Source organism: Brachybacterium saurashtrense, assembly GCF_003355475.1.
Lineage (GTDB): Bacteria > Actinomycetota > Actinomycetes > Actinomycetales > Dermabacteraceae > Brachybacterium > Brachybacterium saurashtrense.
Genome location: NZ_CP031356.1, coordinates 120,805 through 147,559, shown reverse-complemented (window position 1 = coordinate 147,559; position 26,755 = coordinate 120,805). Strand labels below are relative to the sequence as shown.

At 73.7% G+C, this 26,755-nt stretch carries 22 protein-coding genes; 6 read left to right on the top strand and 16 right to left on the bottom strand.

Going from position 1 to position 26,755, the window contains the following annotated elements; translation table 11 throughout:
• Positions 1–82 precede the first annotated feature (82 nt).
• From DWV08_RS00650 to DWV08_RS00620, 7 genes are all read right to left on the bottom strand, one after another.
• Positions 83–1,393, bottom strand: coding sequence for a uracil-xanthine permease family protein (locus DWV08_RS00650; RefSeq protein WP_115412034.1), 1,311 nt, complete (start codon positions 1,391–1,393; stop codon positions 83–85).
• Positions 1,394–1,529: 136 nt separating this feature from the next.
• Complete coding sequence (locus tag DWV08_RS00645; RefSeq protein WP_115412033.1) at positions 1,530–3,335, bottom strand: DUF7937 domain-containing protein; 1,806 nt, start codon at positions 3,333–3,335, stop codon at positions 1,530–1,532.
• 169 nt (positions 3,336–3,504) lie between these two features.
• Positions 3,505–4,170, bottom strand: coding sequence for a DUF6320 domain-containing protein (locus DWV08_RS00640; RefSeq protein ID WP_115412032.1), 666 nt, complete (start codon positions 4,168–4,170; stop codon positions 3,505–3,507).
• A complete protein-coding gene (locus DWV08_RS00635; protein WP_115412031.1) occupies positions 4,167–5,645 on the bottom strand; it encodes an alcohol acetyltransferase in 1,479 nt (492 codons plus the stop codon). Before DWV08_RS00635 ends, DWV08_RS00640 begins: the two co-directional genes overlap by 4 nt.
• Positions 5,642–6,592 (bottom strand): alpha/beta hydrolase, encoded by a 951-nt coding sequence (locus tag DWV08_RS00630; RefSeq protein ID WP_115412030.1) that lies wholly within the window; start codon positions 6,590–6,592, stop codon positions 5,642–5,644. Before DWV08_RS00630 ends, DWV08_RS00635 begins: the two co-directional genes overlap by 4 nt.
• A gap of 74 nt (positions 6,593–6,666) precedes the next feature.
• Positions 6,667–7,173 (bottom strand): flavin reductase family protein, encoded by a 507-nt coding sequence (locus DWV08_RS00625; RefSeq protein ID WP_115412029.1) that lies wholly within the window; start codon positions 7,171–7,173, stop codon positions 6,667–6,669.
• A gap of 13 nt (positions 7,174–7,186) precedes the next feature.
• Complete coding sequence (locus DWV08_RS00620; RefSeq protein WP_115412028.1) at positions 7,187–7,606, bottom strand: YccF domain-containing protein; 420 nt, start codon at positions 7,604–7,606, stop codon at positions 7,187–7,189.
• Between the two features lie 181 nt (positions 7,607–7,787).
• On the opposite strand from DWV08_RS00620, the gene argS reads away from it, so the two are divergent.
• On the top strand, positions 7,788–9,548 hold the full coding sequence (gene argS, locus DWV08_RS00615; RefSeq protein WP_115412027.1) for an arginine--tRNA ligase: 1,761 nt from the start codon (positions 7,788–7,790) through the stop codon (positions 9,546–9,548).
• A gap of 157 nt (positions 9,549–9,705) precedes the next feature.
• Positions 9,706–10,413 (top strand): lysoplasmalogenase family protein, encoded by a 708-nt coding sequence (locus DWV08_RS00610; RefSeq protein ID WP_115412026.1) that lies wholly within the window; start codon positions 9,706–9,708, stop codon positions 10,411–10,413.
• Between the two features lie 19 nt (positions 10,414–10,432).
• Here DWV08_RS00610 and DWV08_RS00605 read toward each other — a convergent pair whose 3' ends face one another.
• Positions 10,433–11,332, bottom strand: a complete 900-nt coding sequence (locus tag DWV08_RS00605) for an alpha/beta hydrolase fold domain-containing protein (protein ID WP_115412025.1) — start codon at positions 11,330–11,332, stop codon at positions 10,433–10,435.
• Positions 11,333–11,446: 114 nt separating this feature from the next.
• On the opposite strand from DWV08_RS00605, the gene mtnN reads away from it, so the two are divergent.
• Positions 11,447–12,175, top strand: coding sequence for a 5'-methylthioadenosine/S-adenosylhomocysteine nucleosidase (gene mtnN / locus DWV08_RS00600; RefSeq protein WP_115412024.1), 729 nt, complete (start codon positions 11,447–11,449; stop codon positions 12,173–12,175).
• Positions 12,176–12,337: 162 nt separating this feature from the next.
• Positions 12,338–14,245, top strand: a complete 1,908-nt coding sequence (locus DWV08_RS00595; protein ID WP_164740409.1) for a BCCT family transporter — start codon at positions 12,338–12,340, stop codon at positions 14,243–14,245.
• Positions 14,246–14,269: 24 nt separating this feature from the next.
• On the opposite strand, the gene DWV08_RS00590 is transcribed toward DWV08_RS00595, so the two are convergent.
• The gene (locus DWV08_RS00590) at positions 14,270–15,211 is read right to left on the bottom strand and encodes a phosphoglycerate dehydrogenase (protein WP_115412023.1); all 942 of its coding nucleotides are present in this window, start codon (positions 15,209–15,211) and stop codon (positions 14,270–14,272) included.
• A gap of 104 nt (positions 15,212–15,315) precedes the next feature.
• On the opposite strand from DWV08_RS00590, the gene DWV08_RS00585 reads away from it, so the two are divergent.
• Complete coding sequence (locus DWV08_RS00585) at positions 15,316–17,109, top strand: alpha/beta hydrolase (protein WP_115412022.1); 1,794 nt, start codon at positions 15,316–15,318, stop codon at positions 17,107–17,109.
• A 6-nt stretch (positions 17,110–17,115) separates the two neighbouring features.
• Here DWV08_RS00585 and DWV08_RS00580 read toward each other — a convergent pair whose 3' ends face one another.
• Both DWV08_RS00580 and DWV08_RS00575 read right to left on the bottom strand, forming a co-directional pair.
• On the bottom strand, positions 17,116–17,985 hold the full coding sequence (locus DWV08_RS00580; RefSeq protein WP_115412021.1) for a sulfurtransferase: 870 nt from the start codon (positions 17,983–17,985) through the stop codon (positions 17,116–17,118).
• Between the two features lie 22 nt (positions 17,986–18,007).
• On the bottom strand, positions 18,008–19,228 hold the full coding sequence (locus DWV08_RS00575) for an endonuclease/exonuclease/phosphatase family protein (protein ID WP_162801460.1): 1,221 nt from the start codon (positions 19,226–19,228) through the stop codon (positions 18,008–18,010).
• 100 nt (positions 19,229–19,328) lie between these two features.
• Here DWV08_RS00575 and DWV08_RS00570 point away from each other — a divergent pair, with 100 nt between their 5' ends.
• A complete protein-coding gene (locus DWV08_RS00570) occupies positions 19,329–20,213 on the top strand; it encodes an NAD(P)-dependent oxidoreductase (RefSeq protein ID WP_115412019.1) in 885 nt (294 codons plus the stop codon).
• A gap of 31 nt (positions 20,214–20,244) precedes the next feature.
• On the opposite strand, the gene DWV08_RS00565 is transcribed toward DWV08_RS00570, so the two are convergent.
• From DWV08_RS00565 to DWV08_RS00545, 5 genes are all read right to left on the bottom strand, one after another.
• Positions 20,245–21,909 carry an FAD-binding dehydrogenase gene (locus DWV08_RS00565; protein WP_115412018.1) on the bottom strand — a complete coding sequence of 555 codons (1,665 nt, stop codon included), beginning with the start codon at positions 21,907–21,909 and terminating at the stop codon, positions 20,245–20,247.
• Position 21,910: 1 nt separating this feature from the next.
• Positions 21,911–22,252, bottom strand: a complete 342-nt coding sequence (locus DWV08_RS00560; RefSeq protein WP_241237421.1) for a hypothetical protein — start codon at positions 22,250–22,252, stop codon at positions 21,911–21,913.
• A 35-nt stretch (positions 22,253–22,287) separates the two neighbouring features.
• Positions 22,288–23,589 carry a TFIIB-type zinc ribbon-containing protein gene (locus DWV08_RS00555; protein ID WP_241237420.1) on the bottom strand — a complete coding sequence of 434 codons (1,302 nt, stop codon included), beginning with the start codon at positions 23,587–23,589 and terminating at the stop codon, positions 22,288–22,290.
• A 19-nt stretch (positions 23,590–23,608) separates the two neighbouring features.
• A complete protein-coding gene (locus DWV08_RS00550) occupies positions 23,609–24,808 on the bottom strand; it encodes an SPFH domain-containing protein (protein ID WP_115412017.1) in 1,200 nt (399 codons plus the stop codon).
• 91 nt (positions 24,809–24,899) lie between these two features.
• A complete protein-coding gene (locus DWV08_RS00545) occupies positions 24,900–26,726 on the bottom strand; it encodes an ABC transporter ATP-binding protein (protein WP_115412016.1) in 1,827 nt (608 codons plus the stop codon).
• Positions 26,727–26,755 lie beyond the last annotated feature (29 nt).

Here is a 26,755-nt window from a genome sequence, read left to right as displayed (position 1 = left end):
CGGCGACCTCACATTGGCCGCGGGCCGGGCGCGCCTTGGCGCCCGGCCGGCACGTCGCCTCGCCGGCCGCTCGCCGGCGCCGTCAGCTCTCGCGGGGCGCGTGCTCCGACCCGGCCCCCACCAGCGGCTCCGGCGGGGCCTCGGTGCCGGTGAGCCGGCCCAGCCGGCCCATCAGGTGGTAGACGGCCAGAGCGGCGACGGTGCCGAGCGCGATGCCGGTGAACGCGAAGCCGCCGATCTCCCAGTGCAGATCCGCGATCGCGATCACCAGCGAGATCCCGGCGGTCATCTGGTTGCGGGGGCTGGAGAAGTCCACGCCGCCGTCCACCCACATGCGGAATCCGACGATCGCGATCAGGCCGTACAGCACGAAGGTGACGCCGCCCAGCACCCCCGGCGGGATGGTGTTGATCAGCGCGCCCACCTTGGGTGACATCGCCAGCAGAATCGCCACCAGCCCGGCCACCCAGTAGGCGGCGGTGGAGTACACACGGGTAGCGCTCATGACCCCGATGTTCTCGCCGTAGGTGGTGGTGGGCGAGCCGCCGAAGCCGGCCGAGAGCGCAGTGGCCAGGCCGTCGGCGGTGAGGGTGCGGCCCACCATGTGGTCGAGATTCCGTCCGGTCATGGTGCCCACGCTGGTCACGTGGCCCACGTTCTCGGCCAGCAGCACCACGATCACCGGCAGGAAGATCGGCAGCAGGCCCAGCTGGAAGGTGGGGTGGTGGAACTCGGGCAGGCCCAGCCAGGCCGCCTCCCGCACCGGGGCGAAGTCCACCTCGCCGCGCAGCACCGCGATGACGTAGCCCACCACCACGCCTACCAGCACGCTGATGCGTCCCAGCAGGCCGCGGAACAGGGCGGTGCACAGGACGATCGCGGCGAGGGTGAGCACCGCGGTGAGCGGGGCCTGCGAGAAGTTGTTCTCGTAGGTGGTGGGCACCAGGTTCAGCCCGATCAGCGCGACGATCGAGCCCATCACCACCGGCGGCATCAGGGCGCCGACCCAGGCGGTGCCCACCTTCTGCACCAGCAGGCCCAGCCCCGCCAGCAGCACCCCGGTGACCAGCACGCCGCCGAGAGCGGCCTCCATGGAGTCCGCCTGGGTGGAGGCAGTGATCGGGGCGATGAACGCGAAGGAGGAGCCGAGGTAGCTGGGCACCCGGTTGCGGGTGAGGAGCAGGAACAGCAGGGTGCCGATGCCGGAGAACAGCAGCGTGGTGGACGGAGGGAAGCCGGTGATCACCGGCACCAGGAAGGTGGCGCCGAACATGGCGATCACGTGCTGCGCGCCGATCCCGATGGTCAGCGGCCAGGCGAGCCGCTCCTCGGGCAGGACGATCGCGTCGGGTGCGACGGTGCGGCCGTCGCCGTGCAGACTCCAGCGGAACATGATGCTCTCCAGGGGTGGGGTGAGGACGGGCCGACGGGGCGGCGGGGTCGGGGTGGGCGAGGACGCCCGCGGGTGGGGGCGAGCGGGGTGGGGACGGGCGGGGCGAGGGCGGGCGGGGCCGCGCGCGGGTCCGGGCTCAGCGGGCGGGGAAGGCCCGGCGCCGGGCCGTCTCCGCGGTGACGTCCGGGACCTGGTCCAGCAGCGAGGCGCGGCCGCCGTCCCGGGCCCGGAAGTCGGCGAACATGCGGGTGACGTCCGGTGCGCCGAACTCGTCCCGCACCGGGGCGGGGACGGTGAGCATCAGCGCGGCCGCGAGACCGATCGCGAGCGCGACCCCGCCGGTGAGCAGCCCGGCCCCCGCGGCCATCGCCAGCGAGTTCACAATCACGTCCAGGAAGCCCACCACCACCAGCACGATCCCCGCCACCACGCCGCTCGCGCGGGCGCTCACCGCGGGCCGGGTCAGCAGCGCGGTGCGGCCGAAGAGGGAGACCACCACGAAGCAGACGCACACCACGGCGTCGATGAGGTGCAGCTGCGGGCTGCCGGGGGCGCGGCCCGCGAGCGCCGCGATGGCGGCGAGCACGTGCCACAGCACCGCCGCGGCGTGCATCACCGCGCTGAGCTCGAAGGCGCGCACGCAGTACACCAGCCAGTCGGTGCGGCGGAAGGAGACGGGCATGGTGCGCACGAAGGAGCGGGAGATCATCAGCCCGAACGCGGCGACCAGGAACGGCAGGTACACGAAGCCGGAGGCCGCGCTGCGCGGCGCCGCGAACTGCAGGCCCAGGGTGTTGTCGGCGAGGGCGGCGATGACCAGCGCGGCCACCACCGCGGTGGAGAACACGTACCAGGAGCGCTCGCGCAGCAGGGCGGAGGCGAGCACGATCCCCAGCAGCAGCGCGGACAGCAGCGTGCTGCCGAAGGTCACCAGGGAGTATGCCCAGCCGGTGGTGAACACGCGCCCGATCAGCATCACCAGGGCGAGCAGCAGGGCCGCGGCGGTAGCGCCCGCCACCCCCACCAGCGCCCGGCGTGCGATGGCGCGGGCGCGGGCCTGGGGCAGGTAGCCCTCGTGGGCACGGGGCTCGACGCCGAGGAGCGCACCGAGCAGCAGCAGGGACACCCCGATCCCGATCCCCACCGGCGGGCCGTCCGGCAGGGAGGCGAACAGCACCGGCAGGGAGAGCACGAGGTCGGCGAGCACCACGCCCACGGCGGTGAGCAGGGCGGGCAGCATGCCCGCCACGCGCAGCACCCGCACCGCGCGCAGCGGAGGGGTCTGCGGCACCCAGCGCAGCAGGTGCACGGCCACCAGCGCGACCAGGCCGGTGCCGATCGCGATCCTTCCCGCGATCTCGAGAGCGGGCAGGTGCGCCACGGTGAAGGTGGTGGTGAACGCGGCGGCGAGACAGATCAGCGCGGCCAGGTCCCGGAGGGCGTCGAACACCCCCAGCTCGGCGAAGCGCTCCGGGAGCACGAAGCCGTTTGGCGGGACCTCGTCGTGCTCGGCGTTGGGGGTGGTGCCGGAGCGGGCATAGGAGACGGCGCCGGGGCGCGACAGCGGCGCGACCAGCGCCTCGTCGCCGCGGCCGGCGGGCGGTGCTGTGGCGGTGCCGGCGCGGTCGGCGCCCTCGGCATCGGCGTCGGCCTCCTCGCCCTCCGGGCCGAGCACGGGGATCGCTCCGGTGGCGGTGTCCGGCTCGGCGGCGGAGCGTTCCGGTGCCCCCGGCGCCTCGAGGTCGAGGTCGGAGAGGTCGACGGTCTCGTTCTCCGCGCCCGGCAGCGCGGGCCCGCCGGCGCGGCGCGCCAGCAGCGGGGTGGCGTAGCGATCGAACTCGGCGCGGTCGGGCAGGCGGTCGGTGGGCAGGCTGTGGGGGTCGTCGACGGCGAAGATCCAGTCCGCGTCCTGGGTCCCGTCGGCGTGCCGATCCCTGTCCATCGACCTTCTCTCCTGCTGGTGGGCGCTCGGGGAATGCGTGTCCCTGCCGCGCGGAGCGTCGTGCCCGGGGCACGGGGTGCGCCTCGCATCTTAGGGAGCAGGCCGCCGGCGGGGCCGTCGGCGCGCCGGGGCCCGGCGGGCGGGATGCGTCACGCCCGACGGGGCGGGCTCACAGGTGCAGGCGGGTGGCGAGCTCGTGGCGCACCGCGCCGCCGCGCATCGTGAGCAGCGCCGCCAGCACCACCAGGCTCAACGCGCCGCACAGCGCGGAGGGGATCGCGGTGCCCACCCAGCCCAGGGCGAGGAACACCAGCGGGGTGAGCCCCAGCAGCACCGTCAGCCCGGTGTAGACGACGTGGTCGCCCACGGGCATGCGGATCACGCGCACGGTGATCATCAGCCCCACCAGGGAGGAGGCGCACAGGATCGGCACCACGTAGGTGAGCGACCACGCGTCCCAGCCGGTGAGGTAGTCCCAGTAGACGCACACCCCGCCGGCGAGCGCGACGAGATAGACGACGAACTTGGCGAGGTTGCGCCGCTTGCCGGCGGCGACCAGCACCACCAGCCAGGTCGCGACGACGCCCAGCCAGATCGAGCGCAGCGCCCCGATGCTCTCCCTGTCCGCGTCGAACAGCAGCTGCGCCAGGAAGGACAGGCCGATCACGGCCAGCGAGGTGAGCGTGAGCACCCGCAACACGCGCCGGCGGGTGAAGCGCAGCGGCACGGCGGGCAGCGGGCTGGGCGCGCTCTCGCCGGTGAGGGGCGCCGTGCACAGGGGGCAGCGGGCCCACTCCCCCTCCACGGCGAGCCGGCAGTCGGGGCAGCGTCTCATCGTCCCACCGCCGCGAGCTCCGCCTCGGTGGTGCGGGAGGCGGCGAGGGTGACCTCCACGCCCTCCGCGGTGAGCAGCCGGGCGAACTCCCGCACGTGGTCGGTCTCCACGAAGGGGGAGGTGAAGGTGATCGTGAGGTGGCCCGCGTGGGAGATGGCGCAGAACTGGGGGCGGGCGGCGGAGACCTGGAACTGCATCCGGCCCACGTGGGAGGCGGCCGGCTCCGGCAGCGTCACCCGGCCCAGGTTGGACAGCGCCACGGTGAGGCCGCGGTTGTTCGCCCGGTTGATCTGGCCCAGCAGCAGGTCCTTGAGGGGGCGGGGCACGATGCGGGCGAGGGGCGCGCGCTCCAGGCGCAGCAGCCGCCGCACCCTCTGCGCGAGCGCGGCCGGGGCCGCCCCGGCGCGGAAGTCCTCCTGGAGGCGCCGGGCCACGGCGCCGAGGGCGTCGTCCCCCGCGCCGTAGGTGTGGGCGACGGTGAGGGTGGCGAAGAAGTTGCGGGCGGAGCTGGAGGGGAAGAACTGCCGCAGGTTCACCGGCACCGAGGCCGCGAGGGTGGGGGCCGCGCGACCGCCCGCGCCGGTGCGGCGCAGCGCCTCGAAGAGCACCGCGGTGAGGTACATCGACATCGCCACCCCCTCCTCCCGGGCGAGCGCCAGCACGGGGGCGACGGGCATGCTCAGCTCGAGCACGCGGGGGCGGTGATCCGGGGTGCGAGTGCCGCGCACACGGTGCACCCGCCGCGGCGGCGCGGCGGCATCCCGCCCCGTCGGCTCCGGGGCCGACCGTCCCGGCGGCGACGGCGCCGGGCGGTGGGGCGCCTGCCCGGGCGGCGCGGCCGGTGCCCTCTCGACGGTGAGCACGGCCGGGGCGGCCTCGCGCAGGAACTCCTCGTGGTCCGTCTCCCGCGGCGCACCGGCACGGCCCGCCCGGCGGGTGCGCCGCCGGAAGTGCTGGACGAAGGAGTCGGTGGTGAGCGTGTGCACCGCCTCCTCGGGGGCCGGGTCGGGCCGCTCCGGCGCGGGCGGGGGCTGGTCCGCGGCGGGGAACCGTCGACGCACGTAGGCGTCGAGCAGAGCGGTGAGAAACCACAGCGCCCCGGTGCCGTCGGAGAGGGCGTGGAACACCTCCAGCCCCACCCGCCGGCGATGGTGCACCACCCGGAACAGCAGCGTGCGGCGATCGGCCTGGTAGATCGGGGCGCAGGGGTGCTCGGTCTCCGGGACCACCACCGGCCGCAGGTCGCTCTCCTGGAGGTAGTACCAGAACACTCCGCGGCGCAGCACGGCGCGGTAGAGCGGGAAGCGCTCGAGGGTCGCCTCCAGCGCCTCCTGCAGGAGGGCGGGATCCACCTCGTGGTCCAGCTCGGCGCCCAGGCGGAACACCTTGGTGTCCACCTCGCTGTGCGCGGCGAGGAAGATGTTCGAGGCGTTGTCCAGGCGCACCCAGTGCCGCCGGTGCCCCGCCGGCCTCATGGTCCCCCCGGCGCCGTGGGCCCCTGGTCGAGGAACTCCTCGATCACCCGATAGGCGTCCTTCAGCGGGCGGGCGAAGCGGGGCAGCGTGATCACCCCGTGCGCGGCGCGCTCCAGACGGTGCAGACGCACCCGGGCGCCGGCCGCGGCGAGCGCATGGGCGTAGGCCTCCCCCTCGTCGCGCAGCAGGTCCAGCTCGGCGGAGAGCAGCAGGGTGTCCGGCTGGCCGGAGAGGTCCTCCGCCATCAGCGGGGACACCAGCCGGTGGCGGCGCTGCGCCGGCTCGGGGACGTACAGCGCGAGGTAGTCCTCGATCTCGTCGGTGGTGAGGCGCCGGTCGCTGCCGTATAGGCGCACCGACTCGAAGGGGGAGGTGGCGGGATCGTGGTCCCAGTGCATCACCGGGTACAGCAGGATCTGCCGATCGGGCACGCGGTGGCCCTGCTCGCGCAGCAGCAGGCTCACGGCGGCGGCGAGGTTCGCGCCCGCGGAGTCCCCCACCAGCACGATCTGCCCGGCCTCGGCGAGCCCCGCGCGCCCGGGATCCTCGAGCAGGCCGCGGGCGGTGCCGTAGCAGTCCTCCAGACCGGCGGGAAAGGGGTGCTCGGGGGCGAGGCGGTAGTCCACCGACGCCACCCGGCAGCCGGTGAGATCGGCCATCGTGGCGCAGGCCGGGGTGTAGGACTCGATGTCCCCGGTGACCCAGCCGCCGCCGTGGAAGAACAGCAGCAGCTCCTCGCGGCGTCGCTCCCGCGGCGTGAACACCCGCACCGGCACGCGCCGGCCGTCCCCGGAGTCGGAGACGGTGTCCCAGGTGGGGGTGCGGTAGCGGGCCGCGGGCAGGGAGGCCATCCGCCGCTGCAGGCGGCGCATCCGCTCGTAGTCCTCCCGCACGTCGGGGCGGGCCAGGGGCAGCAGGCGCAGGGCCAGCCGCCGCAGCGCGGTCATGGCCGCGCGCCGACGACGACGACGACGAGGAGGAGAGGCATGGCCCAAGGATAGTCGCCGCGCCCCGCCGCCTCTCAGCGCAGCGACCGCTTCTCGCCGGCGAAGCGGATCGCGGGCTCGGCGCCCGCCCGCCCTTCCCCCATCTCCATTACGGGCCCGATGAGCAGCCGATGGGTGGCGGCGTCCACCGCCTGCGCGATCCGCAGCCCGAAGTGGGCGAGCCCGCCGGGGAGGATCGCATCGCCGTCGGCGGTGCGGGTCACGGCGATCCCGGCGAGCATGCCCTGCAGCGGGGCATTCGGGGTGCCGAAGCGGTCCGCGAGGTGCTGCTGGTCCGCGGCCAGCAGGGTGAGGCAGCAGTGTCCGGCCTCCTCCACCGCCTCCGCGGCGCGGGAGAGGCCGTACAGGGCCACCAGCATCGTGGGCGGGTCGTAGGAGAGGTCGAGGTAGGAGTCGACGGTGACGGCGAGGTCGTGCCCGCCCGTGCGGGTGCTGACCACGGCCGGGCCCACGGCCAGCAGGTCGCTGAGGCGGCGGTACTCCTCGGGGTCGACGGGGTCGGGAGGGGGTGCGGCGCACATCCGGGGGCAACGCTCAGCGGGCGGTGGGGAACATCCGGGCGCGGGCCGCGTCCGAGGCCACCACCTGCTTGCCGAACGGGAAGCAGGTGACGGGGATGAGCTTCAGGTTCGCCCAGGCCAGCGGGATGCCGATGATCGTCACGGCCTGCATGACCGCGGTGACCACGTGCCCGAGCGCCAGCCACCAGCCGGCGATCACGAACCACAGCACGTTGCCAAGCGCGCCGCCCACCCCGCCGCGGCCGGTGTCCACCACCTCACGGCCGAAGGGCCAGATCACGAAGCCCGCGATGCGGAAGGAGGCGATCCCGAACGGGATCGTCACCACCAGCAGGCAGGCCAGCACCCCGGCCAGCAGGTAGCCGAGGAACAGCGACCACCCGGCGGTGAGGAGCCAGATGATGTTCAGGATCAGGGCGAGGAGCGAGCGCATGCCCCCACAGTAGGGACCCGCCCGGCATCGCGGCCAGGGGGCTGTCCCCCGCGGGGGATACCCGGGAGGCCGCCCGGCGCCCCCGCCGCTCCGGCGCGCCGCGCGTGCCGTCGGTCGCACCGGGGCGGGGAGGGGCGGACCGCGGAGGCGTCCGGACCGCCCTGATGATTACCCTGGGCGCATGCCTGCACCCGAGATCGCGCTCACCGAGCGCTTCCAGACCGCCTTCGCCGCCGCCTTCGGGCCCGAGTACGCGGACGCGGACCCGATCATCCGCCCCTCGCAGTTCGCGGACTTCCAGTGCAACGCCGCGATGGGCCTGGCCAAGCGCCTGGGGCGGGCACCCCGGGAGATCGCCGCGCAGATCGTGGAGGCGGTGGACCTCTCCGACCTCGCCGAGGCCCCCGAGATCGCCGGGCCCGGCTTCCTGAACATCCACCTGCGCACCGACTGGATCGCGGCCCGCACCGCGGAGATCGCCGCGCCCGGGGCCGCGCTCGGCGTGCCCGCCCCGGAGCGGGCGGAGACGGTGGTGCTGGACTACTCCGCGCCCAACGTCGCCAAGGAGATGCACGTGGGCCACCTGCGCACCACCGTGGTGGGCGACTCGATCGCGCGCACGCTGGAGAAGCTCGGGCACACGGTGGTGCGCCAGAACCACATAGGCGATTGGGGCACCCCCTTCGGCATGCTCATCGAGCACCTGCTGGAGGTGGGTGAGGACAGCGCCGAGGCGGGCCTGCTCACCACGGACCCCAACGCCTTCTACCAGGCGGCGCGCGCGAAGTTCGACGCCTCCGAGGCCGCCGAGGACGGCGAGACCGGATTCGCCGCCCGGGCCCGGCGGCGGGTGGCGACCCTGCAGTCCGGGGACGCGGAGTCCCTGCGCATCTGGACGCACCTGGTGGGCCTGTCCAAGGAGTACTTCCACCGCATCTACGACATGCTCGACGTCACCCTCACCGACGCGGACCTCGCCGGGGAGTCCAGCTACAACGACCAGCTCGAGGCCGTGTGCGCGGATCTCGAGGCGGACGGCATCGCCCGCCTCTCCGACGGCGCGCTGTGCGTGTTCCCGGAGGGCTTCACGGGCCGGGACGAGCAGCCGCTGCCGCTGATCATCCGCAAGTCCGACGGCGGCTACGGCTACGCCACCACCGACCTCGCCGCGCTCCGCCACCGGGTGCGCGATCTGGGCGCGGACCGGATCGGCTACGTGGTGGGCACCGCGCAGGAGCTCCACTTCCGGATGGTGTTCACCTCCGCGCGGGAGGCGGGCTGGCTGCCCGAGCAGGTGCAGGCGGAGCACGTGAAGATCGGCTCCGTGCTCGGCGAGGACGGCAAGATCCTCCGCACCCGCTCCGGGGCCTCGCTGCGCCTGATGGCGCTGCTCGAGGAGGCGGTCGCCGCGGCCCGCGCGGTCATCGACGAGCTGCGCCCGGACCTGCCGGAGGACGAGCGCGCCCGGATCGCGCACGACATCGGCATCGGCGGCGTGAAGTACGCGGACCTCTCCACCGCGCACGATTCCGACTACACCTTCGACCTCGAGCGGATGCTGGCCCTCACCGGCAACACCGCCCCCTACCTGCAGTACGCGGTGGCGCGGATCCGCTCGATCGGCCGCAAGGCCGCGGCGCAGGGCGTGGCCGCCGGCGCGGCCCCGCGGGTGCAGGACGATGCCGAGCGTGCGCTGGCGCTGCAGTTGCTGGAGTTCGGGCCCACCCTGGCGAGCGTGGGCGCGGAGTTCGAGCCGCACCGGCTGTGCGCCTACCTGTTCTCCCTCGCCCAGGCCTTCACCTCTTTCTACGAGGCCTCCCCGATCCTCAAGGAGGCCGACGAGCAGGTGCGTGCGGGGCGCCTGGCCCTCGCCCAGCTCACCGAGCGGGTGCTGGTGGAGGGTCTGGACGCGCTGGGCGTGAACGCACCGCAGCAGATGTGAGCGGGGCGTCCGGGGCGCCCGCGTCCGGGGCGTTCCGGACAGTCCGGGCATCGCACGGTGCGCCGTGACCGAACCGTGCCCAGGTGTTATACAACCGTGCCCGTCCCGAGCACGCCCGCACCTGGTCGGGGCGGCGGGCCCTTCCTACGCTTGAGCGGTGCCCCCGATCCGCGCCGCCCACCTCGCCCTGTGGGGGACGTATGCGCTGACGGTGCTGGTGAACGTCGCGGCGGTGATGGCCGGGGCGGAGATCGTCCGGGACATCACCCAGCCGCTGTTCGCGCCGCTGCTGATGGCGGCGCTGCTCACCGCCGCCCCCCGTCGCTCCCGCACCTCCACGCTGCTGCTGGGCGGCCTGCTGTGCGCCTGGGTGGGCGACTCCCTGGGGCAGCTGGTCCCGGGACTCGCCCAGCAGGTGACGGTGGCGGGATTCCTGGGCGCGCTGATCCTCTACGCGGCGGCGCTCGCCCCGCACTGGGTGCGCACCCGGGACCCGATGCGGTACGCCCTGGCGATCCCCTACGGCGCCGTGGTGATCGGGCTGTTCGTGGCCTGCGCGGACGGCGCCGGCTCCCTGCTGCCCGTGGTCGCCGCCTATGCGGTGGCGCTGGCGACGATGGCGTTCCTCTCCGCCGGCGGCAACGGGCTCACCTGGTCCGGCGGCACGCTGTTCCTGCTCTCGAGCTCGCTGCTGGCGATGGACTGGTTCCTGCCGGGCGCCTCGATCGCGTACAGCACCGAGCTGGTGATGCTCACGTACACCATCGGCCACGGGCTCCTGATCGCCGGGATGGTGCGCCTGCTGCCGCGGCGGCGCTGGACCCCCTGCGCGCCCGGCGCGGCGCTCGTGATCGTGGAGAGCTGACCCGCGCCGGGAACCGCCCTCAGTCCCGGACCAGGGCCCGGGCCAGGAGGTCCGCCTGCTCGCGGTGGAGGCGCTCGATGTCCTCGCCGCGGCGCGGGAGCAGCTGCAGCCCGAGCCGCCCGTTGAGCTCCCGGTAGCGCAGATCCGCGCCGTTCTCCTCCAGCTGCAGCCGCGCCACCCGCACCTCGGAGAGGAAGAGGTCCCGCAGGCCCACGCTGAGGTGCAGCGGCGGGAGTCCCTCGAGCGGTGCGGCGAGCGGGGAGAGGTCGGGATCGTCCACCGGGGTGCGCCCCGCGTAGCGGCGGGCGGCGTCGCGCAGAAGGCGACGCTCGTGCACGGGGTCCACCTGGTCCGTCTCGGTGATGGTCGCGTTGGAGAGGGCGAGGTCCAGCCAGGGAGACATCGCGATCAGCGCGTCCGGGGCCGGCACCCGGTCTTGCTCGCGCAGGCGGCGCGCGACCACGAAGGCCAGGCCGCCGCCCGAGTGCTGGCCGGTGAGCGCCCACCGGCGCCCCTCGAGGCGCCCGTCGGCCGCGAGCGCACCCAGCGCCGCCTCGACGTCGTCCCGGCCCACGGGGTGCTGGTGGTCCGGGGCGTTGCGGTAGTCGATCATCAGGCCCGCGCAGTCGCGGGCGTCGATCTGGCGCGACAGCCACGACCAGTCGCTCGAGAACGGGCCGGAGACGTACGCGCCGCCGTGCAGGTGCACGATGATGCCGTTGTCCGCACGGTGCGGGTCCAGCCACACGGTGCGGGTGCGGCCCAGCATCTCCGTCTCGACCGCGTGCGCCTTCTGGACGTGCCCGGGGGGCTGGGGGCTGCGGGCCTCCCGCAGCGCCTGATGGGTGAGGGTCGAGGGGATCGGGAGGCGGCGCACGGCCCGCGCTCCCGTCACCACGGCGTCTCGGATGCGTCCCATCACTGCCTCCTGTTCGCGACCGGGGCCGGTCGCCTCGCTGGCCTTGCCGCCAGCCTAACGAATCCGCCCCGCCTCCCTGCACGGCGCCGCCGCCCGGACCGGTAGCCTGCGACCATGCCCGAGACGCCCGCCGCCCCCGGTCCCCTGCTGGTCCTCGTCGCGATGCCGGAGGAGGCCGCGCCGCTCGTGGAGCGGCTCGCCGCCCCCCGCCCGCTGGAGACCCCGTTCACGAGCGGGGTGGAGGCGGTGCGCGGCACCCTGGCCGGGACGGACACGGCGGTGGTCACCACCGGCATCGGCCTCGCCGCCGCCGCCGCGGCCGTGACCTGGGGGATCCTCGCCACCGCGCCGTCGCTGGTGGTCGCGGCCGGCACCTGCGGCGGGCTCGCGGCCGACGTCGAGGTGGGCACGCTGGTGGTGGGCGAGGAGTTCAGCTACTCGATCGCGGACGCCACCGCCTTCGGCTACGCGCCCGGCCAGCTTCCCGGCGGGCCCGTGCGCTTCCGGGCCGAGACCGCTGCGGTGGAGGCCGCGGAGGCCGCCGCCCGCCGCGCCGACGCCGCGGCCGTGCGGCGCGGGCTGATGCTCTCCGGCGACGCCTTCGTCACCGCCCCGCTCGCCGGGCCGATGCGCGAGCGCTTCCCGGGCGCGCTCAGCGCCGACATGGAGACCACCGCGAGCGCCCGCACCGCCCAGGCGCTCGGGGTGCCGTTCGTGGCGCTGCGGGCCGTCTCGGACCTGTGCGGGCCGGCCGCCGGGCAGCAGTTCCATCTCGAGCTCGACGTCGCCGCGACGGCCTCCGCCCGCGCGGTGGAGGCGCTCGCCGAGGGTCTCGCCGGCTGAGCCGCGCCGCCGGCCCCCTCCCGCCCGCCGCGGCCCACGTGTGGCGCGGATCACGCGTTGCGGGTCCACTGCGCCGCAATATCGCACATCTGCTGGTCCCGGACCTGCCGGAGGGCTACGGTGCGTAACCGTTTGCCCCTGTCCCCTCCGGAAAGATCCACAGTGACCGCATCGACGGCCCAGTCCCCGCCCTCCTCCTCGACCGACGAGCCCGTCCCTCCCGTCTCCTACGGGCTCTCGAAGCCGGTCTTCCTCGTCTCCGCCGGGATCATCCTCGTCTCGGTCGTCTTCGCCCTGCTGCTGCCCGGCGTGTTCAACGAGGCGATCTCCACCCTGAACACCACGGTGGTCAGCTCCATCGGCTGGTACTACGTGCTGGCGGTGACCGGTTTCGTGGCGTTCGCGATCGTGCTGGCCGTGAGCCGCATGGGCGAGATCCGCCTGGGGAAGGACGGCGACGAGCCGGAGTTCAGCATCTTCTCCTGGTTCGCGATGCTGTTCGCCGCCGGCATGGGCATCGGCCTGGTGTTCTGGGGCGCCGCCGAGCCGCTCACGTTCTACAGCGAGGCCGGGGCGCCGCCGAACGCGGCCTCCCTACCGGACCCGGACCGTGCCGAGCGCGCCCTGGGCCAGACCTTCCTGCACTGGGGCCTGCACGCGTGGGCGATCTACGTGGTGGTGGGCCTCGCCGTCGCCTACGCAGTGCACCGCAAGGGCCGCCCGGTCTCGATCCGCTGGGCGCTCGAGCCGGTGCTCGGCAAGCGCACCGACTCCTGGATCGGCGACCTGATCGACATCATCGCCCTGGTGGGCACCCTGTTCGGCATCGCCACCTCGCTGGGCTTCGGCGTGAACCAGATCGCCGCCGGCCTCGACCACCTCGGCGTGCTGCCGAACTCCACCACCGTGCAGGTGGTCATCATCGCCGTGGTGACGATCCTCGCCACCCTCTCCGCCGCCACCGGCGTGGACAAGGGCATCAAGATCCTCTCCAACCTCAACATGGGCCTGGCCGCCCTGCTGCTGATCACCGTGCTGATCCTGGGCCCCACCCTGTTCCTGCTGCGCGACGTGGTCTCGAACATCGGCTACTACCTGCAGAACTTCCTGCAGCTCGCCTTCCAGACCCTGCCCTTCCGCGGCGAGGAGGGCGCGACCTGGATCAACGGCTGGACCACGTTCTACTGGGGCTGGTGGATCTCCTGGTCGCCCTTCGTGGGCGTGTTCATCGCCCGCATCTCCAAGGGCCGCACGGTGCGCGAATTCATCCTCGGCGTGCTGCTGGTGCCCACCGCGCTCACCTTCCTGTGGTTCACCATCATGGGCGGCACCGCCCTGTACGAGGCGGTCCTCGGCGGCGTGGACTTCACCAACGCCGAGGGCGGCATCGACGCGAACACCGCCCTGTTCGACACCTTCTCCCACCTCCCGGCGGGGGCGCTGCTCTCCGGCATCGCCGTGCTGCTGGTGTCGATCTTCTTCATCACCAGCGCCGACTCCGGCGCCTTCGTGATCGACATGATCGCCCACAAGGGCGATCCGAACCCGCCCCGGATCACCCGCATCTTCTGGGCCTGCACCTCGGGCCTCATCGCGGCGTCCCTGATCTGGGTGGGCTCGCTCTCCGGCGAGGCCTCGGGCATGACGGCGCTGCGGTCGCTCGCCCTGCTCTCCGCGCTGCCGTTCTCCGTGGTGATGATCGGCATGTGCATCTCGCTGTGGCGCTCCCTGGCCCGCGAGGTGAAGGTCATCGAGCGCCTCGAGCTGCGCCTGCGCCAGCGCGAGTTCATGGAGCGCTACTCCGAGGAGATCGCCGACCAGGTGGAGGCGAAGGTCGAGGAGAAGGTGGCCAGCGAGATGGACGAGCAGTTCGAGTCCCGGCTCGAGGACGGCTTCGGCCAGCAGTTCCAGGACCAGCTCGACCAGAGGGTCCACGAGCAGGTGGTCGAGCACCTCTCCACCTACACCGGGGAGATCCAGCTGCCGCCCGTCGAGGACGGAGAGGCGGAGCGCGCCGACGAGGGCCACGTCCGCCGTCGCCTGCGCAACCCCTTCACGCGCCAGTCGTGACGCGCGCTGCGCGTGGCGGTGCGCTCAGCGCGCCGCCACGTGCAGCAGCTCCTCCCCCGCGGCCAGGGCGCGGAGGTTGCGGGCGATCCGCTCGTCCGCCCCGACCGGGCGCCCGCCGGCGGAGTGCGGGGTGATCAGCAGGCGCGGGGCGTCCCACAGCGGGTCGTCCTGCGGCAGCGGCTCCGGCTCGGTGACGTCCAGCGCGGCGCCCCCCAGCGTGCCCGCCTCCAGCGCCGCGCGCAGCGCCTCCTGATCGACGGTGGCCCCGCGCCCCACGTTCACCAGCAGGGCGTGGTCCGGCAGGGCGGCGAGCACCTCCTCGCCCACCGCGCCGGCGGTGTGCGCGCTGGCGGGCAGGATGTCGATGAGCACGTCCACCTCCGGCAGCTCGGCGAGCACGTCCTCCTCGGCGATCACCTCGAAGCCCGCCCGGGTGCCGGCGCTGCGGGCGGCGCCGCGCACCTCGGCCCCGAGCGCGGCGAGCACCGGGGCGAGGGTCTGCCCGATCTGCCCGAAGCCCCAGATCAGCACCCGGGCACCCAGCAGCGTCGTGAGCCTGCCCTCGGGGTGCAGCGGCTGCAGGCCGCCGATCTCGGAGGACCACTCGTGTCGCTGCTGCGCCTCACGGCTCTCCGGCAGGCGCCGCACGAGGCTCAGCAGCAGCGCCAGGGTGTGCTCGCTGACGGTGCGCGAGTGCAGGCCGGCACCGGTCGCGATCACCACGTCCTCGTCGAACCCGGCGGCGAGGATGCCGTCCACCCCTGCGGCGAGGGACTGCACCAGGCGCAGCCCGGCGAGGTGCTCGGCGGCGGAGGCCAGGTGCCGGCGGGACGCGCCCCACACCACCAGCACGTCGGCGTCGTGGTGCGCCGGCGGGATCCCCGCCCGGGCGTCCACGGTCACGGCCTCCCATCCCTCGGGCAGGGCAGGGTGCAGCGGAGCGGTGTCGGGCAGCAGGATCTTCATGGCACCACCCTACGGAGCCGCGCCGCGAGCGGGCGGGGCACGACACCCCCTGGACCGCCCCGCAGAGCCTTTCTCGCTGTTCACAGGTCCGATAGCCTGCCTGCATGCGCCCTGGCCCCGCTCCCCGCCCGTCCGCCCCGAGGAGCTGGCTCGGCGGCGCCGTCGGCGCGCTGCGCGGCGTCACCGCGAGCACCCGGCGCCGCTCCCGCCGGATCGCGCTCACCGCCCCGCTGGACACCGGCGGCTTCCTGGGCGCCTCCGCGGCGGCATGGATCTCCACCTCGCCCTCACTGCTTCCGCGCACCTGGTGGATGTGGGCGGCGAACATCGGGCTCTCCGAGGTGTACGGCTACTCCACGGGGGCGCTCGCCGCGCGGGTGCTGGACCGGCTGGGCCGGGAGCTGGGGCTCGAGGTCCGGATCGCGCCCGACCACCGCCGTCGTGCGCGCTGGCTGGGCGCCGGGGCGCTGGTGGGCATCACCGCCTACTCCTGGGTGCGGGGGGTGCTGCGCCAGCGGGAGATCAGCCACCTGGTGCAGGAGGAGCCGAAGAACCTCGCCACCCACGTGGTGGGCTCCGCCGCGGGGCTGGGCGCGTCGGTGGGGGCGCTGCTGGTGGCCCGCTCGCTGCTCACCACGGCGCGCCTGTACCGGGCGCTGCTGCGGCCCTATCTCCCCGCCGGCACGGTGAGGGTGCTGTCGCTGCTGCTCACGGTCGCGACCGCCGCGGTGGTCGCCGACCGTCTGCTCCGGGGCCGCGTGCTCGAGTCGATGATCGAGCGGGCCGAGGCCGCGAACCGGCTGATCTCCCCGGACGTGCCCCGCCCCACCTCCCCTCTGCGCTCCGGCGGGCCGGAGTCCCTGGAGACCTGGCAGTCGCTGGGGGCGCCCGGCCGGAAGATCGTCTCCGGCGGCGCGGACGCCGCGCGGATCGGGGCGGCGACGGGCGTGCAGGCCCGCGAGCCGATCCGGGTGTACGCGGCGGCCTCCCCCTCCCGCGACCTGGAGTCCACCGCGCAGGCGGTGGTGGCGGAGCTGGAGCGCACCGGGGCCTGGGACCGGGAGGTGCTGGTGCTGTTCACCGGGACCGGCACCGGCTGGCTGCAGGAGTGGTCGCTCTCCGCGATCGAGTTCCTCACGGGCGGGAACTGCGCCACCGCCTCCATCCAGTACTCGTACTACCCCAGCCCCCTCACCTACCTCATCGATCGCCGCTCCCCCAAGCGGGCGGGGAGGCTGCTGCTGGAGGCGGTGCGGCGCCGTCTGGCCGCGCTGCCCGAGGATCGTCGTCCCGCGCTGTACGTGGCCGGGGAGTCGCTGGGCTCCTTCGGCGGGCAGGCCGCCTTCCGCGACGTGCCCGAGATGCTGCGCACGGTGGACGGCGCGGTGTGGACCGGCACTCCGAGCTTCACCCCGCTGTGGCAGCAGCTCACCTCCCGCTCCCGCCCCGGCTCCCCCGCGGTGGCGCCGATCATCGACGGCGGCCGCCACATCCGGGTGGTGACCCGGCCCCGGGATCTGCACCGCGACTACTGGGGCGGGCTGTACGAGCCGTGGGAGTTCCCGCGGGTGGTCTACGCCCAGCACCCCTCGGACCCGGTGGTGTGGTTCGATCCCTCGCTGCTGTGGCGGGAGCCGGCCTGGCTGCGGGAGCGGGCGGGGCACGACGTCACCCCGGCGATGCGCTGGTTCCCGTGGATCACGTTCTGGCAGATCGCGGCGGACATGCCGCTGTCGATCGCGGTGCGCGGCGGGCACGGCCACGCCTACCACGAGGAGATGGTGCCGATCTGGGCGGCGGTGCTGGGCCAGGACGTCCCCGAGGGCGAGAGGGCGGCGCAGCGCCGCCGCCATCGCGAGATCATCGCCGCGATCCGGGAGATCCACCCCCAGGGGTGAGGGCGCTCAGGGAGTGGGGCCCACGGCGACGGGCCGTGCGGCGTCCGCGCTCCACTGCGACCACGAGCCGGGGAACAGGCGCAGCCTGGTGAAGCCCGCGCTCTCCAGGGCCAGCAGGTCGTGGGCGGCGGTGACGCCGGAGCCGCAGTACACGATGGTCTCGCGGTCCTCCCGCACCCCGGCGGCCTCGAACCGGGCCCGCAGCTCCCGGGGCGGCAGGAAGCGGCCCGACTCGTCGAGGTTCGCGCTGTAGGGCAGGTTCACGGCGCCGGGCACGTGGCCGGCGCGCGGATCCACCGGCTCCGCCTCGCCGCGGTAGCGCGCGGCGGCACGGGCGTCGACCACCAGCGCCTGCCCGGCGGCGACCTCGTCCGCGGTGGCCAGGCGTGCGGCGGGCCAGTCGCGCACGGGCACGTCCCCGGGCTCGGGGTGCACGTCCTCGGTCTCCAGCGGCCCGTCCCAGGCGGCGACGCCGCCGCTGAGCACGGCGGCCCGGTGGCCCAGCGCCCGCAGCATCCACACCAGGCGGGCGGCGGGGGCGCCGTCGCCGTCGTCGTAGGCGACCACGGTGCCGTGCGCGGTGACGCCGGCACGGCGCAGCGTGGCGGCGAAGTCCTCGGCGGCGGGCAGGGGGTGGCGGCCTGCCTCGGGGCGGGCCGGGGCCGCGAGCTCGGTGTCGAGATCGACGTAGACCGCGCCGGGCAGGTGCCCGCCGAGGTAGGTGCCGCGGCCCTTGGAGCCGTCGAGCGCCCACCGCACGTCCAGCAGGTGCACGGGGGTGCCGGCCGCCCGGGACTCGGCCTGCAGGGCGTGCAGCTGCGCGACCTCCATCAGCGGCGGCAGCGGGGCGGGGGCGGGCGTGGCGTTCTCGCTCATGGGCCGGAGCCTACGCCGTTCCTCAGGACTGGATCTGCAGGTCCACCCGCACCAGGCGGTGATCCGAGGTGGGGAACGGGTACTGCCCCGTGAGCTCACTGCCGGGCTCGCCCTGTCGCGGCCAGTACACCGCGGAGGAGACCACCTGGAGTGTGCGGGAGGGCAGCACGTAGTCCACGCGCAGGTTGCCCGGGACGGGGGCGTCGTTGAAGTCCGCGGTGTCGAGGCGGGGATCTCCGGTGTGCTCGGCGTTGGCGCCGCCCTGGAGCTCGGCGGCCTCCGTCCCGCCCTCGCTGTGCGGGGCGGTGTCCTGCACGCGCGGGTGGTCCAGCAGCTGGTCGATCGCGCCGGGCCAGGAGTCGCCGTCCACGGGATCGGCGTTGAGGTCCCCCAGGATCACGAACTGCTCGCGGGCGGCGAGACCCCCGCGGGTGCCGGCGTCGTCCACGATCCAGCGGGAGCGCTGGCCGGGGCTGAGGTAGTCCGCCCACAGCCGGATCTCGTCGCTGTTGCGGCGCTGGTTGCGCTTCTCCGGGCCGTCGAAGCTGGGCGGCGTGGGGTGGGCGGCGAGCACGTGCAGGGTGCGGGAGCCCACGCGCACGGGCACGTCCCAGTGGGACTTGGAGCTCAGACGCAGCTGCGGGGAGATCTCCGGGCCGTAGAACTCGGTGGGCAGGAGGTTGCTGGGCATGTCCGCCCAGCGCAGCTCCTGGAAGGTGCGCACCTCGTCGGTGAGGATGGGGTGTCGGGAGAGCACCACCATCCCGTACTGGCCGGGGAACTCGCCGAAGCCCCAGGCGTCGTCCGGCCCGCCCACCGTGCCGTCGCGGTTCAGGTCCAGCCCGCTGGGCACGCCCGTGTTCACCGGGGCGGTGTAGGTATACGGGTAGAACACCGGGCTCTTCCCGTGCTGGGAGACCTCCAGGTACTTCTCCCGGAAGAGGTCCACGCCGCGGGCGTCCTCGTCGTGGTCGAACTCGTTGAGCAGCAGCACGTCCGGGTTGTTGAGCTGGATGATCTCGGCGACCGCACGGATCTGCGGGTCCTCGCCGGTGGCGAGGTCCGTGAGCAGCTGGCCCTCCTGGGCCCTGTTCAGGGAGACGTTGTAGGTGGCCACGCGCAGGTTCTGGAACTGGCCGCGGTGGCGGGAGGGGGTGGTGGCGGCCTCCGCCGCGGCGGGCAGGCCCAGCCCTGCGGCGGCGGCCGCGGCGAGCGCTCGACGACGGGTCACGCGAGGTGTCATGCCTCCATTGTGCACACAGCCCGCCGCCGGGGCACACCGGGATGTGGACGCCGGCGGCCGCGGCCGCGCCCGCGTCGCCGCCCGGTGCCAGACTGGGGCCATGAGAATCGCATTCCTCGGCACCGGCCGCATGGGCACCGAGCTCGCCCTCCACCTGCTCCCCGACCATGAGCTCACCGTCTGGAACCGCACACCGGAGCGCACCGCGCGCCTGGCGGAGGCCGGCGCCGCGGTCGCCGCCACCGCCGACGAAGCTGTCGGGGGCGCCGAGATCGTGATCACCTCGCTGTTCGGCCCGGACGCCGTGCGCGAGACGGTGCTCGACGCGGGCCTGATCCCTGCCGGGGTGCCCTGGGTGGACACCACCACCGTCTCCCCCGCCGATGCGGAGGAGTTCGCCGCCGCCGTCCCCACCTACGTGGGCGTGCCCGTGATCGGCACGCTGGGCCCGGCGCGGGCGGGCACCCTCGGCGTGTACGTCGGGACCGCCGACGAGGCGCTGCGCGCCCGGGTGTGCACGCTGGTCGCGCCGTGGGCGGATCCGGAGCGGCTGCGGGCGGTGGACTCGGGCCGGAAGGCGGCGGTCGGGAAGCTGCTGGCGAACCTGGCCCTCGCCGTCAGTGCCCAGGGGCTGCGCGAGGCGCTCGCGCTCGGCGAGGCGACCGGCACCTCCGCCGAGGAGACGCTGGACATGCTGGGCGCGACCGGACTCGCGTTCATCGCCGGGATGAAGGGCCCCTTCGTGCGCGGTGAGCGCACCACCGAGGGCGGGGATTTCACCGCGCAGGCGATCGCGAAGGATGCGCGCCTGATGATCGACACCGTCGAGAGTGGCCCGGCCGACGACTCCGGCCCCCGCCCCGGCAGCGACCTGCCCGCCCTGCGCGGCGCGCTCGCCTCCCTGGAGGCGGAGGTCGCCGCGGGCCGCGGCGAGCACGACTTCTCCGCCATGCTCCTCGAGGAGGCCGAGCGCACCGGGGAGTGAGCCGGTCAGCGGCCGGGCGCCGAAAGGGTGCTCACCGCAGGTCCGCGAGCACGCCCGCGGCGGCCTGTCGGCCGGAGAACAGGCACCCACCCAGGAAGGTGCCCTCGAGGGCGTTGTGGCCGTGCACGCCGCCGCCGCCGAAGCCGCTGGCCTCGCCGGCCGCGTACAGACCGGGCAGGGCCTCTCCCCCGGCGCGCTGCACCCGCCCGCCGAGGTCCGTCTCGAGCCCGCCGAGGGTCTTGCGCAGCAGCACGTGCAGGCGCACCGCGATCAGCGGCCCGGCCGAGGGGTCCAGCAGGCGGTGCGGGGCCGCGGTGCGGATCAGCCGGTCCCCCACGTAGCGTCGCGCCCCGCGCAGCGCGGTGATCTGGGCGTCCTTCGAGTACGGGTTCGCGATCTCCGCGTCGCGGGCGCGGATCACCCGCTCCACCTCCGCGGCGTCGATCAGGTCCTCGCCGGTCAGGGCGTTCATCTGCGCGACCAGCTCGGGCACGGTGCTGGCCTGCAGGAAGTCCTCGCCGTGGTCGAGGAAGGCCTGCACGGGTCCGGGCGCCCCGGGCCTGACCCGTGAGAGCACCTGCGTCCAGTCCTTGCCGGTGAGGTCCGGGTTCTGCTCGCTGCCGGAGAGCGCGAACTCCTTCTCGATGATCTTCCGGGTGAGCACGAACCAGGAGTGGTCGTGCCCGGTGGTGCGCAGGTGCCGCAGCGTGGAGGTGGTGTCGAAGCCGGGATGGGCGGGGGCGGGCAGGCGGCGCCCGCGGGCGTCGAGCCACAGAGAGGACGGGCCGGGCAGGATGCGGATGCCGTGCCCGCGCCACACCGGGTCCCAGTTGCGGATCCCCTCGGTGTAGTGCCACATGCGGCTCTTGTGGATCCAGCGGGCGCCGGCGCGTTCGGCGGCGAGCATCCCGGCGCCGTCCACGCTGGCGGGCACCCCGTGCACGAGGTCCTCGGGCATGGTGCCGAGGTCCGCGGGCCACAGCGCGCGCACCAGCTCCTCGTTCCCGCCGATGCCGCCGGTGGCGACCAGCACGGCGCCTGCCCGCTCCTCGAACTCGCCCGTGACCTCGCGGCTCGAGCCCACTCCGCGCACGGTGCCGTCGGGGGCGAGCACGCTGCCGCGCACTCCCGTCACGCGGCCGTCCTCGACCAGCAGCTCCTCGACCGCGTGCCGGGTGCACAGCGTGATCCGGCCCGTCTCGCGGTGCGCGGCGAGGCGCCGGGCGAAGGGCTCCACGATCCCGGGGCCGGTGCCCCAGGTGAGGTGGAAGCGGGGCACGGAGTTGCCGTGTCCCTCGGCGCGGCCGTCGCCGCGCTCGGCCCAGCCCACCACCGGGAACAGACGGTGCCCCATCGCGCGCAGCCAGGCCCGCTTCTCCCCGGCCGCGAAATGCAGGTAGGCCTCGGCCCACTGTCGCGGCCAGCGGTCGTCGGGATCGTCGAAGGCGGCCGAGCCGAGCCAGTCCTGCCGCGCCAGCTCGAGGCTGTCGCGGATGCCCAGGCGGCGCTGCTCGGGCGAGTCGACGAGGAACAGCCCGCCGAAGCTCCACCAGGCCTGGCCGCCCAGGTCCTGCTCGCCCTCGCGCTCCAGCAGCAGCACGCGCCGGCCGCCGTCGGCGATCTCGGCGGCGGCGACCAGGCCGGCCAGGCCCGCGCCCACCACGATGACGTCGGCCGTCCCCTCGGCGGTGCTCATGTCACTGCACCCGCAGTCGCCGCACCCGGGTGAGGTGGTCGGTGTCGTTGCGTCCGTCCATGCTCCTGCTCCTCTGGCCGGTCTTCCTGCCCGTGCGGCGATCGTCCTGCTGCAGGTTGCCCACGGCGACCTTGGTCTCGCGCTCGTAGCGGTGGCGCTTGTCCGTGTTGCGGTAGAAGCGGTAGATGCCGATGTAGATGCCCGCGAACGTCAGCGGACCGAGCAGGAACGGCAGGAAGATCCCGTCGGAGGACGAGCCGTCCGCCAGCAGGATCGGGGTGCCGGGCGCGGCGGAGAGCTCAGCGAGCAGCGGGAGCACGGCGTCCTCCTTCGTGAGTGGCATCGGGGGTGGGGGCGGTGGGCATCGTGGTCACCCCGTCAGGCGAAGAATCCCAGCAGGCCGACCACGAGGCCGACGATCCCGGCGATCGTGCCGCCGGCGCAGGCGGCGGCGAAGATCCTCGGATGGGAGACGGGGATGGATCCCATGGTGGTGCCGGTGCGGGCGTTGACGGCGATGTAGTGCACCAGCGAGTCCCCGGAGGCGGATTCCGCATAGCTGTACAGCCACACCGGCACGTACACCGACACCCAGCGGGTGCCGCGCACGGCCACGCCCTCCCCGGTCCAGCGCACCCCGCGGTCGTAGCGGCGCACGGTGGGCTGCACCTTCGCCCGGGCGATGGAGAGGAACTTCTCCTCCACCAGGTGGTCGACGTCGCGCACGTTGAGGTCGCGCCGTTCGGAGGTGAAGTTCTTGAGGTAGTGGGAGTTGTAGACGACGGCGTTCTCGACGTCGTACGGCTGCACCGCGTTGAGGATGTTGTTGGTGGCGGCGCTGTTGTCCCGGGCGTCGAAGCGCTCGGCGGATTCCACGGTGAGATCGTCCACCAGCAGGTCGAAGGCTCGCTGGACGGAGTAGACGTCCGCGTCGTAGCGGGTCTCCTGCCGCTTGTTGTCCCCGCTGCCCACGGTGACCGTGTACTCGCGCGTGGTCACCTCCCCGTCACCGGTGAGGACGGCGTGCATATTGCCGTCCACCACCAGGTACGGGATGTACACGCCCATCACGTTCTCGGGCACGAACTCCTCTTTGAAGCGGCGCTGGGCGAAGGTGCGGCGCCTCCCGGCGAACTCCTCGATCCGCGCGATCGCGTCCTCGCGCGTGAGCTGGAAGGGCAGCAGGGCGTCCGGCACGGCGCCGTTGGGGATCTGGGTGTTCAGCGAGAGGGTCTGCCGGCACCAGTGGCAGCGGGCCTGCACGGACTGCTCGGCGTTGATCACCACCTCCGCACCGCAGCCCTGGCACTTCAGGGTCACCATGGTGAGGTCCTCGCGCACGTCCGCGGTGCCGGAGGCGAGGGTGTGGCCCTGCAGCTCCGCGATCGAGGAGTCCAGGCCGAACAGCTTCTCCGCGTTCTGCTCGTTCCAGGTGTGGCGGCAGTGGGAGCACACCAGCGCCTTCGCGCCGAGCGCGTACTCGATCTCCGTGCTGCCGCAGCGCGGGCACTTGTTCAGCCCGTCGTCCCGGCCGGAGCTGGTGTCGATGAAGCGATTGCCGGAGTCCTCGCGCGGGGGCGCCGGCTCCTGGGGAGCGGGCGGCACCGGCCCGCCGGACCCGGCAGGCTCGGCGGGCCGGGGCTCGTGCGCGTCCCGCGGCTCCTCGGGGGGAAGGGTCATGATGCGCCGACCGTGCTGCTCAGAGGCCGAGCGCGGCCTTCTTCGCCGCCTCGTAGTCCTCGTCCGAGATCAGGCCCTGATCCAGCATCTGCTTGTACTGGGCGAGCTTCGCGACAGGGTCCTCGGAGGCCGGTGCGGCCTGCTGCGCCGGCGCCGCCTGCTGCGCGGGAGCCTGCTGTCCGGGCGGGGACCACGGCTGGGCGGCGCCCACCATGCCCCCGGCGGCGCCCATGCCCGCGCCGAACATCGCCAGTCCCGCACCGCCGCCGGTCTCGCCCGCGGCCTGCACGCCGCGCGCCGCGGCCTGGTTCATGAAGGACTGCGAGCGGGCCCCGGAGAGGGCGTCGGCCTTCTGGACGTCGCGCAGCAGCTCTCGGGTGTGCTGGTCGTACTCGATGGAGACGATCGCGGTCTTCACGATCGCGAGACCGCGATCGCTGGACCAGCGGTAGTTCTCCTCCACCGCGGCGGAGAGCGACTGGGCGAAGCCCACGGAGTCGCCCTGGATGCGGGAGATGCGGTTGCCCTTGTCCGGATCGTTCGTGTAGCGGGAGAAGGCCTGCGCGAGGGAGCCCACGACCTCCTGGAACAGCTGGCTGCCGGCCTTGTTGTCCATGTCGGCGAAGTCGAACACGGGCGCGTTGGCGGAGATGAACGTGGCGGGCACGAAGTTGTGCACGAACAGCAGCGGGTCGATGATCCGCAGCGTGTACGAGCCGCGGCACACCGCGCCCACCTGCGAGTTGAGGTAGGCGTCGTCCCAGTAGATCTCCGACTGGGTGCCGAAGCGGTTGTCCGGGATCTCCTTGAGGCTCACGTAGAAGGCGAGCTGCTGCGAGGAGGGGCGGCCGCCGAACTTGAAGCGCTCCCAGGAGGTGCCCACGGTGGAGGCCAGCAGCTCGTCCCCGGCGAACACGGAGCGGGCGTCCGGCGAGGAGTCGTTGAACTCGTAGCCGCCCGCCTCGGTGATCAGACCGGTGGCGCGGCCGTCCACCACCGTGATCAGCCCGTACCCCTGGGGCACGAGGATCTTCGAGCCGTTGGAGATGACGTTCTCGCTGCCGCGGGTGTTCGAGCCGCGCCCGGCGTTGGTGCCCTGGGGCACCGCCGGGAACAGGGCGGCCGTCTGCGGCAGCCCGTTGGGCACGGTGAGGAAGTCCTTCCACTGATCGGCGAGCATCCCGCCCACAGCGCCCTTGAATGCCTGGATGAATCCCATGTCTGCTCCTTCGTCCCCCGGGGAGAGTGTGATCGCGGACATGCTATCCCGCGCCGCCGGGAGTCCGCTGGACAGCGGCCGGATCCGAGGATCAGCCGGTGATGTCGAAGCTCGCCAGGCGCCGGCTGTCGCCCGAGCTCTGCAGGGCCAGCAGCTGGGCGTAGATGCCGCCGGAGGCCGCGAGCTCGGCCGGGCTGCCGATCTCGTCGATCCGCCCGTCGCGCAGGGTGATGATCCTGTCCACCTCCGCGATGGTGGAGAGCCGGTGCGCGATGATCAGCGAGGTCCGGCCCGTCATCAGCTCGTCCAGGCCCTTCTGCACCTGGATCTCCGACTTGGTGTCCAACGCGGAGGTGGCCTCGTCGAGCACCAGCACGGGGGCGTCCTTGAGGATCGCCCGCGCCACCGCGATGCGCTGGCGCTGCCCGCCGGAGAGCTTCAGCCCCCGCTCGCCGATCACCTGCGCGTAGCCGTCCGGGAAGCGGCGCACGAAGGCGTCGGCGTTGGCCCGACGGGCGGCGTCGGCCACCTCCTCCTCGCTCGCCGCGGGCCGGCCGTAGGCGATGTTCTCCCGGATGGTGCCGGAGAACAGGGAGGCGTCCTGGAAGACCACGCCGATGCGGTCGCGCAGCTGGTCCAGCGGCAGCTCGTCGCTGGGCCGGCCCACCACCTCGACGCTGCCGCTGCGCGGCTCGTACAGCCCCAGCAGCAGGTTCACGATGGTGGACTTCCCGCCGCCGGACTCCCCCACCAGCGCCACCTTCTCGCCGCGGTCGATGGTGAAGTCGATGCCGTGCAGCACGTCCTCGCCGTCCTCGTAGGCGAAGGAGACGTCGCGGAAGGCGACCACCGGCGCCCCGGGCACCGGATCCACCGCCGGCGCCGCGGCGGCGCCGTCCGCCTCGTCGTCGCGGGCGGCCAGCACCGCGGCGATCCGCGGATCCACCTCCGTCTCCATCACCCGGAAGTAGTCCCGGGAGCCGGCGATCGCGCGCTGCGCGGTGTCGATCACGAAGCTCATCGACTCCACCGGCGCCTTGGCCATGCTCATCAGCTGCACCAGCAGCACCATCTCGCCCAGGGAGAAGGCGCCCTGCACGGTGCGCACGAAGATGATTGTGTAGATCCCGAAGAACACCAGGTTGAGGAAGGCCCGGCGCAGCACGTCCATGCGGTGCCAGTGCGAGGACTGCTCGCGGGTGGTGGCGTCGGTGGAGCCGAAGCGGCGGGAGAACTCGGCGAGCTCGCCGCGCTCGCGCACGAAGGACTTCACCACCCGGATCTGCCCCACCACCTCGGCGAAGCGCCCCGAGGCGATGTCCACCTGCTGGTTCTTCTCCCCCTCAAGGCGCTGCCACTTCACGGAGGTGAGCGAGGTGAGCCACACGTAGACGGGGAACACCACCAGCAGCAGCAGCGCCAGCGGCCACGCGTACCAGGCGCTGATCACGAGCACCGCGGCGGTGGTGAGCAGCATCGACGCGAAGGAGTTCGACATCATCTTCACGAAGTTCGTGATCTCGGTGATCGACCGGTTCAGCCGCGCCACGATGGTGCCGGTGATCTCGCCGTCGAACCAGCGCTGCGGCAGGTGCAGCAGCTTGTCGTAGTAGCGCACCGAGAGGATCGTGCGCATCCGGTTGCTCATCACGTCGCCGAACCAGCCGCCGACGTTGGAGATCACGGTGCTGGCCAGCTCCGCCGCCAGCACCGCCGCCGCGATCAGCACCACCGTGCGCACGGCGGTGCCGGTGGGGGTCTCCCCGCCCACGGCGGCCGCGACGGTGTCGGTGGCGTGCCCGATCAGGAAGGGGACCGCCAGGCCCGCGGCGGCGGTGAGCACCGAGCAGATGATGATCGCGGTGTACAGCGGGGAGAGGTCACGGGTGAAGCGGAGGATGCGGAGCAGGGAGGACACCGCGCCAGCCTAGGGTCCGCCCGGGCCGG

Excerpts from the sequence above, each read along its gene's own strand:
- DWV08_RS00650 (WP_115412034.1), bottom strand. The coding sequence starts at position 1,393 with ATGTTCCGCTGGAGTCTGCACGGCGACGGCCGCACCGTCGCACCCGAC.
- DWV08_RS00645 (WP_115412033.1), bottom strand. The coding sequence starts at position 3,335 with ATGGACAGGGATCGGCACGCCGACGGGACCCAGGACGCGGACTGGATC.
- DWV08_RS00640 (WP_115412032.1), bottom strand. The coding sequence starts at position 4,170 with ATGAGACGCTGCCCCGACTGCCGGCTCGCCGTGGAGGGGGAGTGGGCC.
- DWV08_RS00635 (WP_115412031.1), bottom strand. The coding sequence starts at position 5,645 with ATGAGGCCGGCGGGGCACCGGCGGCACTGGGTGCGCCTGGACAACGCC.
- DWV08_RS00630 (WP_115412030.1), bottom strand. The coding sequence starts at position 6,592 with ATGACCGCGCTGCGGCGGCTGGCCCTGCGCCTGCTGCCCCTGGCCCGC.
- DWV08_RS00625 (WP_115412029.1), bottom strand. The coding sequence starts at position 7,173 with ATGTGCGCCGCACCCCCTCCCGACCCCGTCGACCCCGAGGAGTACCGC.
- DWV08_RS00620 (WP_115412028.1), bottom strand. The coding sequence starts at position 7,606 with ATGCGCTCGCTCCTCGCCCTGATCCTGAACATCATCTGGCTCCTCACC.
- argS (WP_115412027.1), top strand. The coding sequence starts at position 7,788 with ATGCCTGCACCCGAGATCGCGCTCACCGAGCGCTTCCAGACCGCCTTC.
- DWV08_RS00605 (WP_115412025.1), bottom strand. The coding sequence starts at position 11,332 with ATGGGACGCATCCGAGACGCCGTGGTGACGGGAGCGCGGGCCGTGCGC.
- mtnN (WP_115412024.1), top strand. The coding sequence starts at position 11,447 with ATGCCCGAGACGCCCGCCGCCCCCGGTCCCCTGCTGGTCCTCGTCGCG.
- DWV08_RS00590 (WP_115412023.1), bottom strand. The coding sequence starts at position 15,211 with ATGAAGATCCTGCTGCCCGACACCGCTCCGCTGCACCCTGCCCTGCCC.
- DWV08_RS00585 (WP_115412022.1), top strand. The coding sequence starts at position 15,316 with ATGCGCCCTGGCCCCGCTCCCCGCCCGTCCGCCCCGAGGAGCTGGCTC.
- DWV08_RS00580 (WP_115412021.1), bottom strand. The coding sequence starts at position 17,985 with ATGAGCGAGAACGCCACGCCCGCCCCCGCCCCGCTGCCGCCGCTGATG.
- DWV08_RS00575 (WP_162801460.1), bottom strand. The coding sequence starts at position 19,228 with ATGACACCTCGCGTGACCCGTCGTCGAGCGCTCGCCGCGGCCGCCGCC.
- DWV08_RS00570 (WP_115412019.1), top strand. The coding sequence starts at position 19,329 with ATGAGAATCGCATTCCTCGGCACCGGCCGCATGGGCACCGAGCTCGCC.
- DWV08_RS00565 (WP_115412018.1), bottom strand. The coding sequence starts at position 21,909 with ATGAGCACCGCCGAGGGGACGGCCGACGTCATCGTGGTGGGCGCGGGC.
- DWV08_RS00560 (WP_241237421.1), bottom strand. The coding sequence starts at position 22,252 with ATGCCACTCACGAAGGAGGACGCCGTGCTCCCGCTGCTCGCTGAGCTC.
- DWV08_RS00555 (WP_241237420.1), bottom strand. The coding sequence starts at position 23,589 with ATGACCCTTCCCCCCGAGGAGCCGCGGGACGCGCACGAGCCCCGGCCC.
- DWV08_RS00550 (WP_115412017.1), bottom strand. The coding sequence starts at position 24,808 with ATGGGATTCATCCAGGCATTCAAGGGCGCTGTGGGCGGGATGCTCGCC.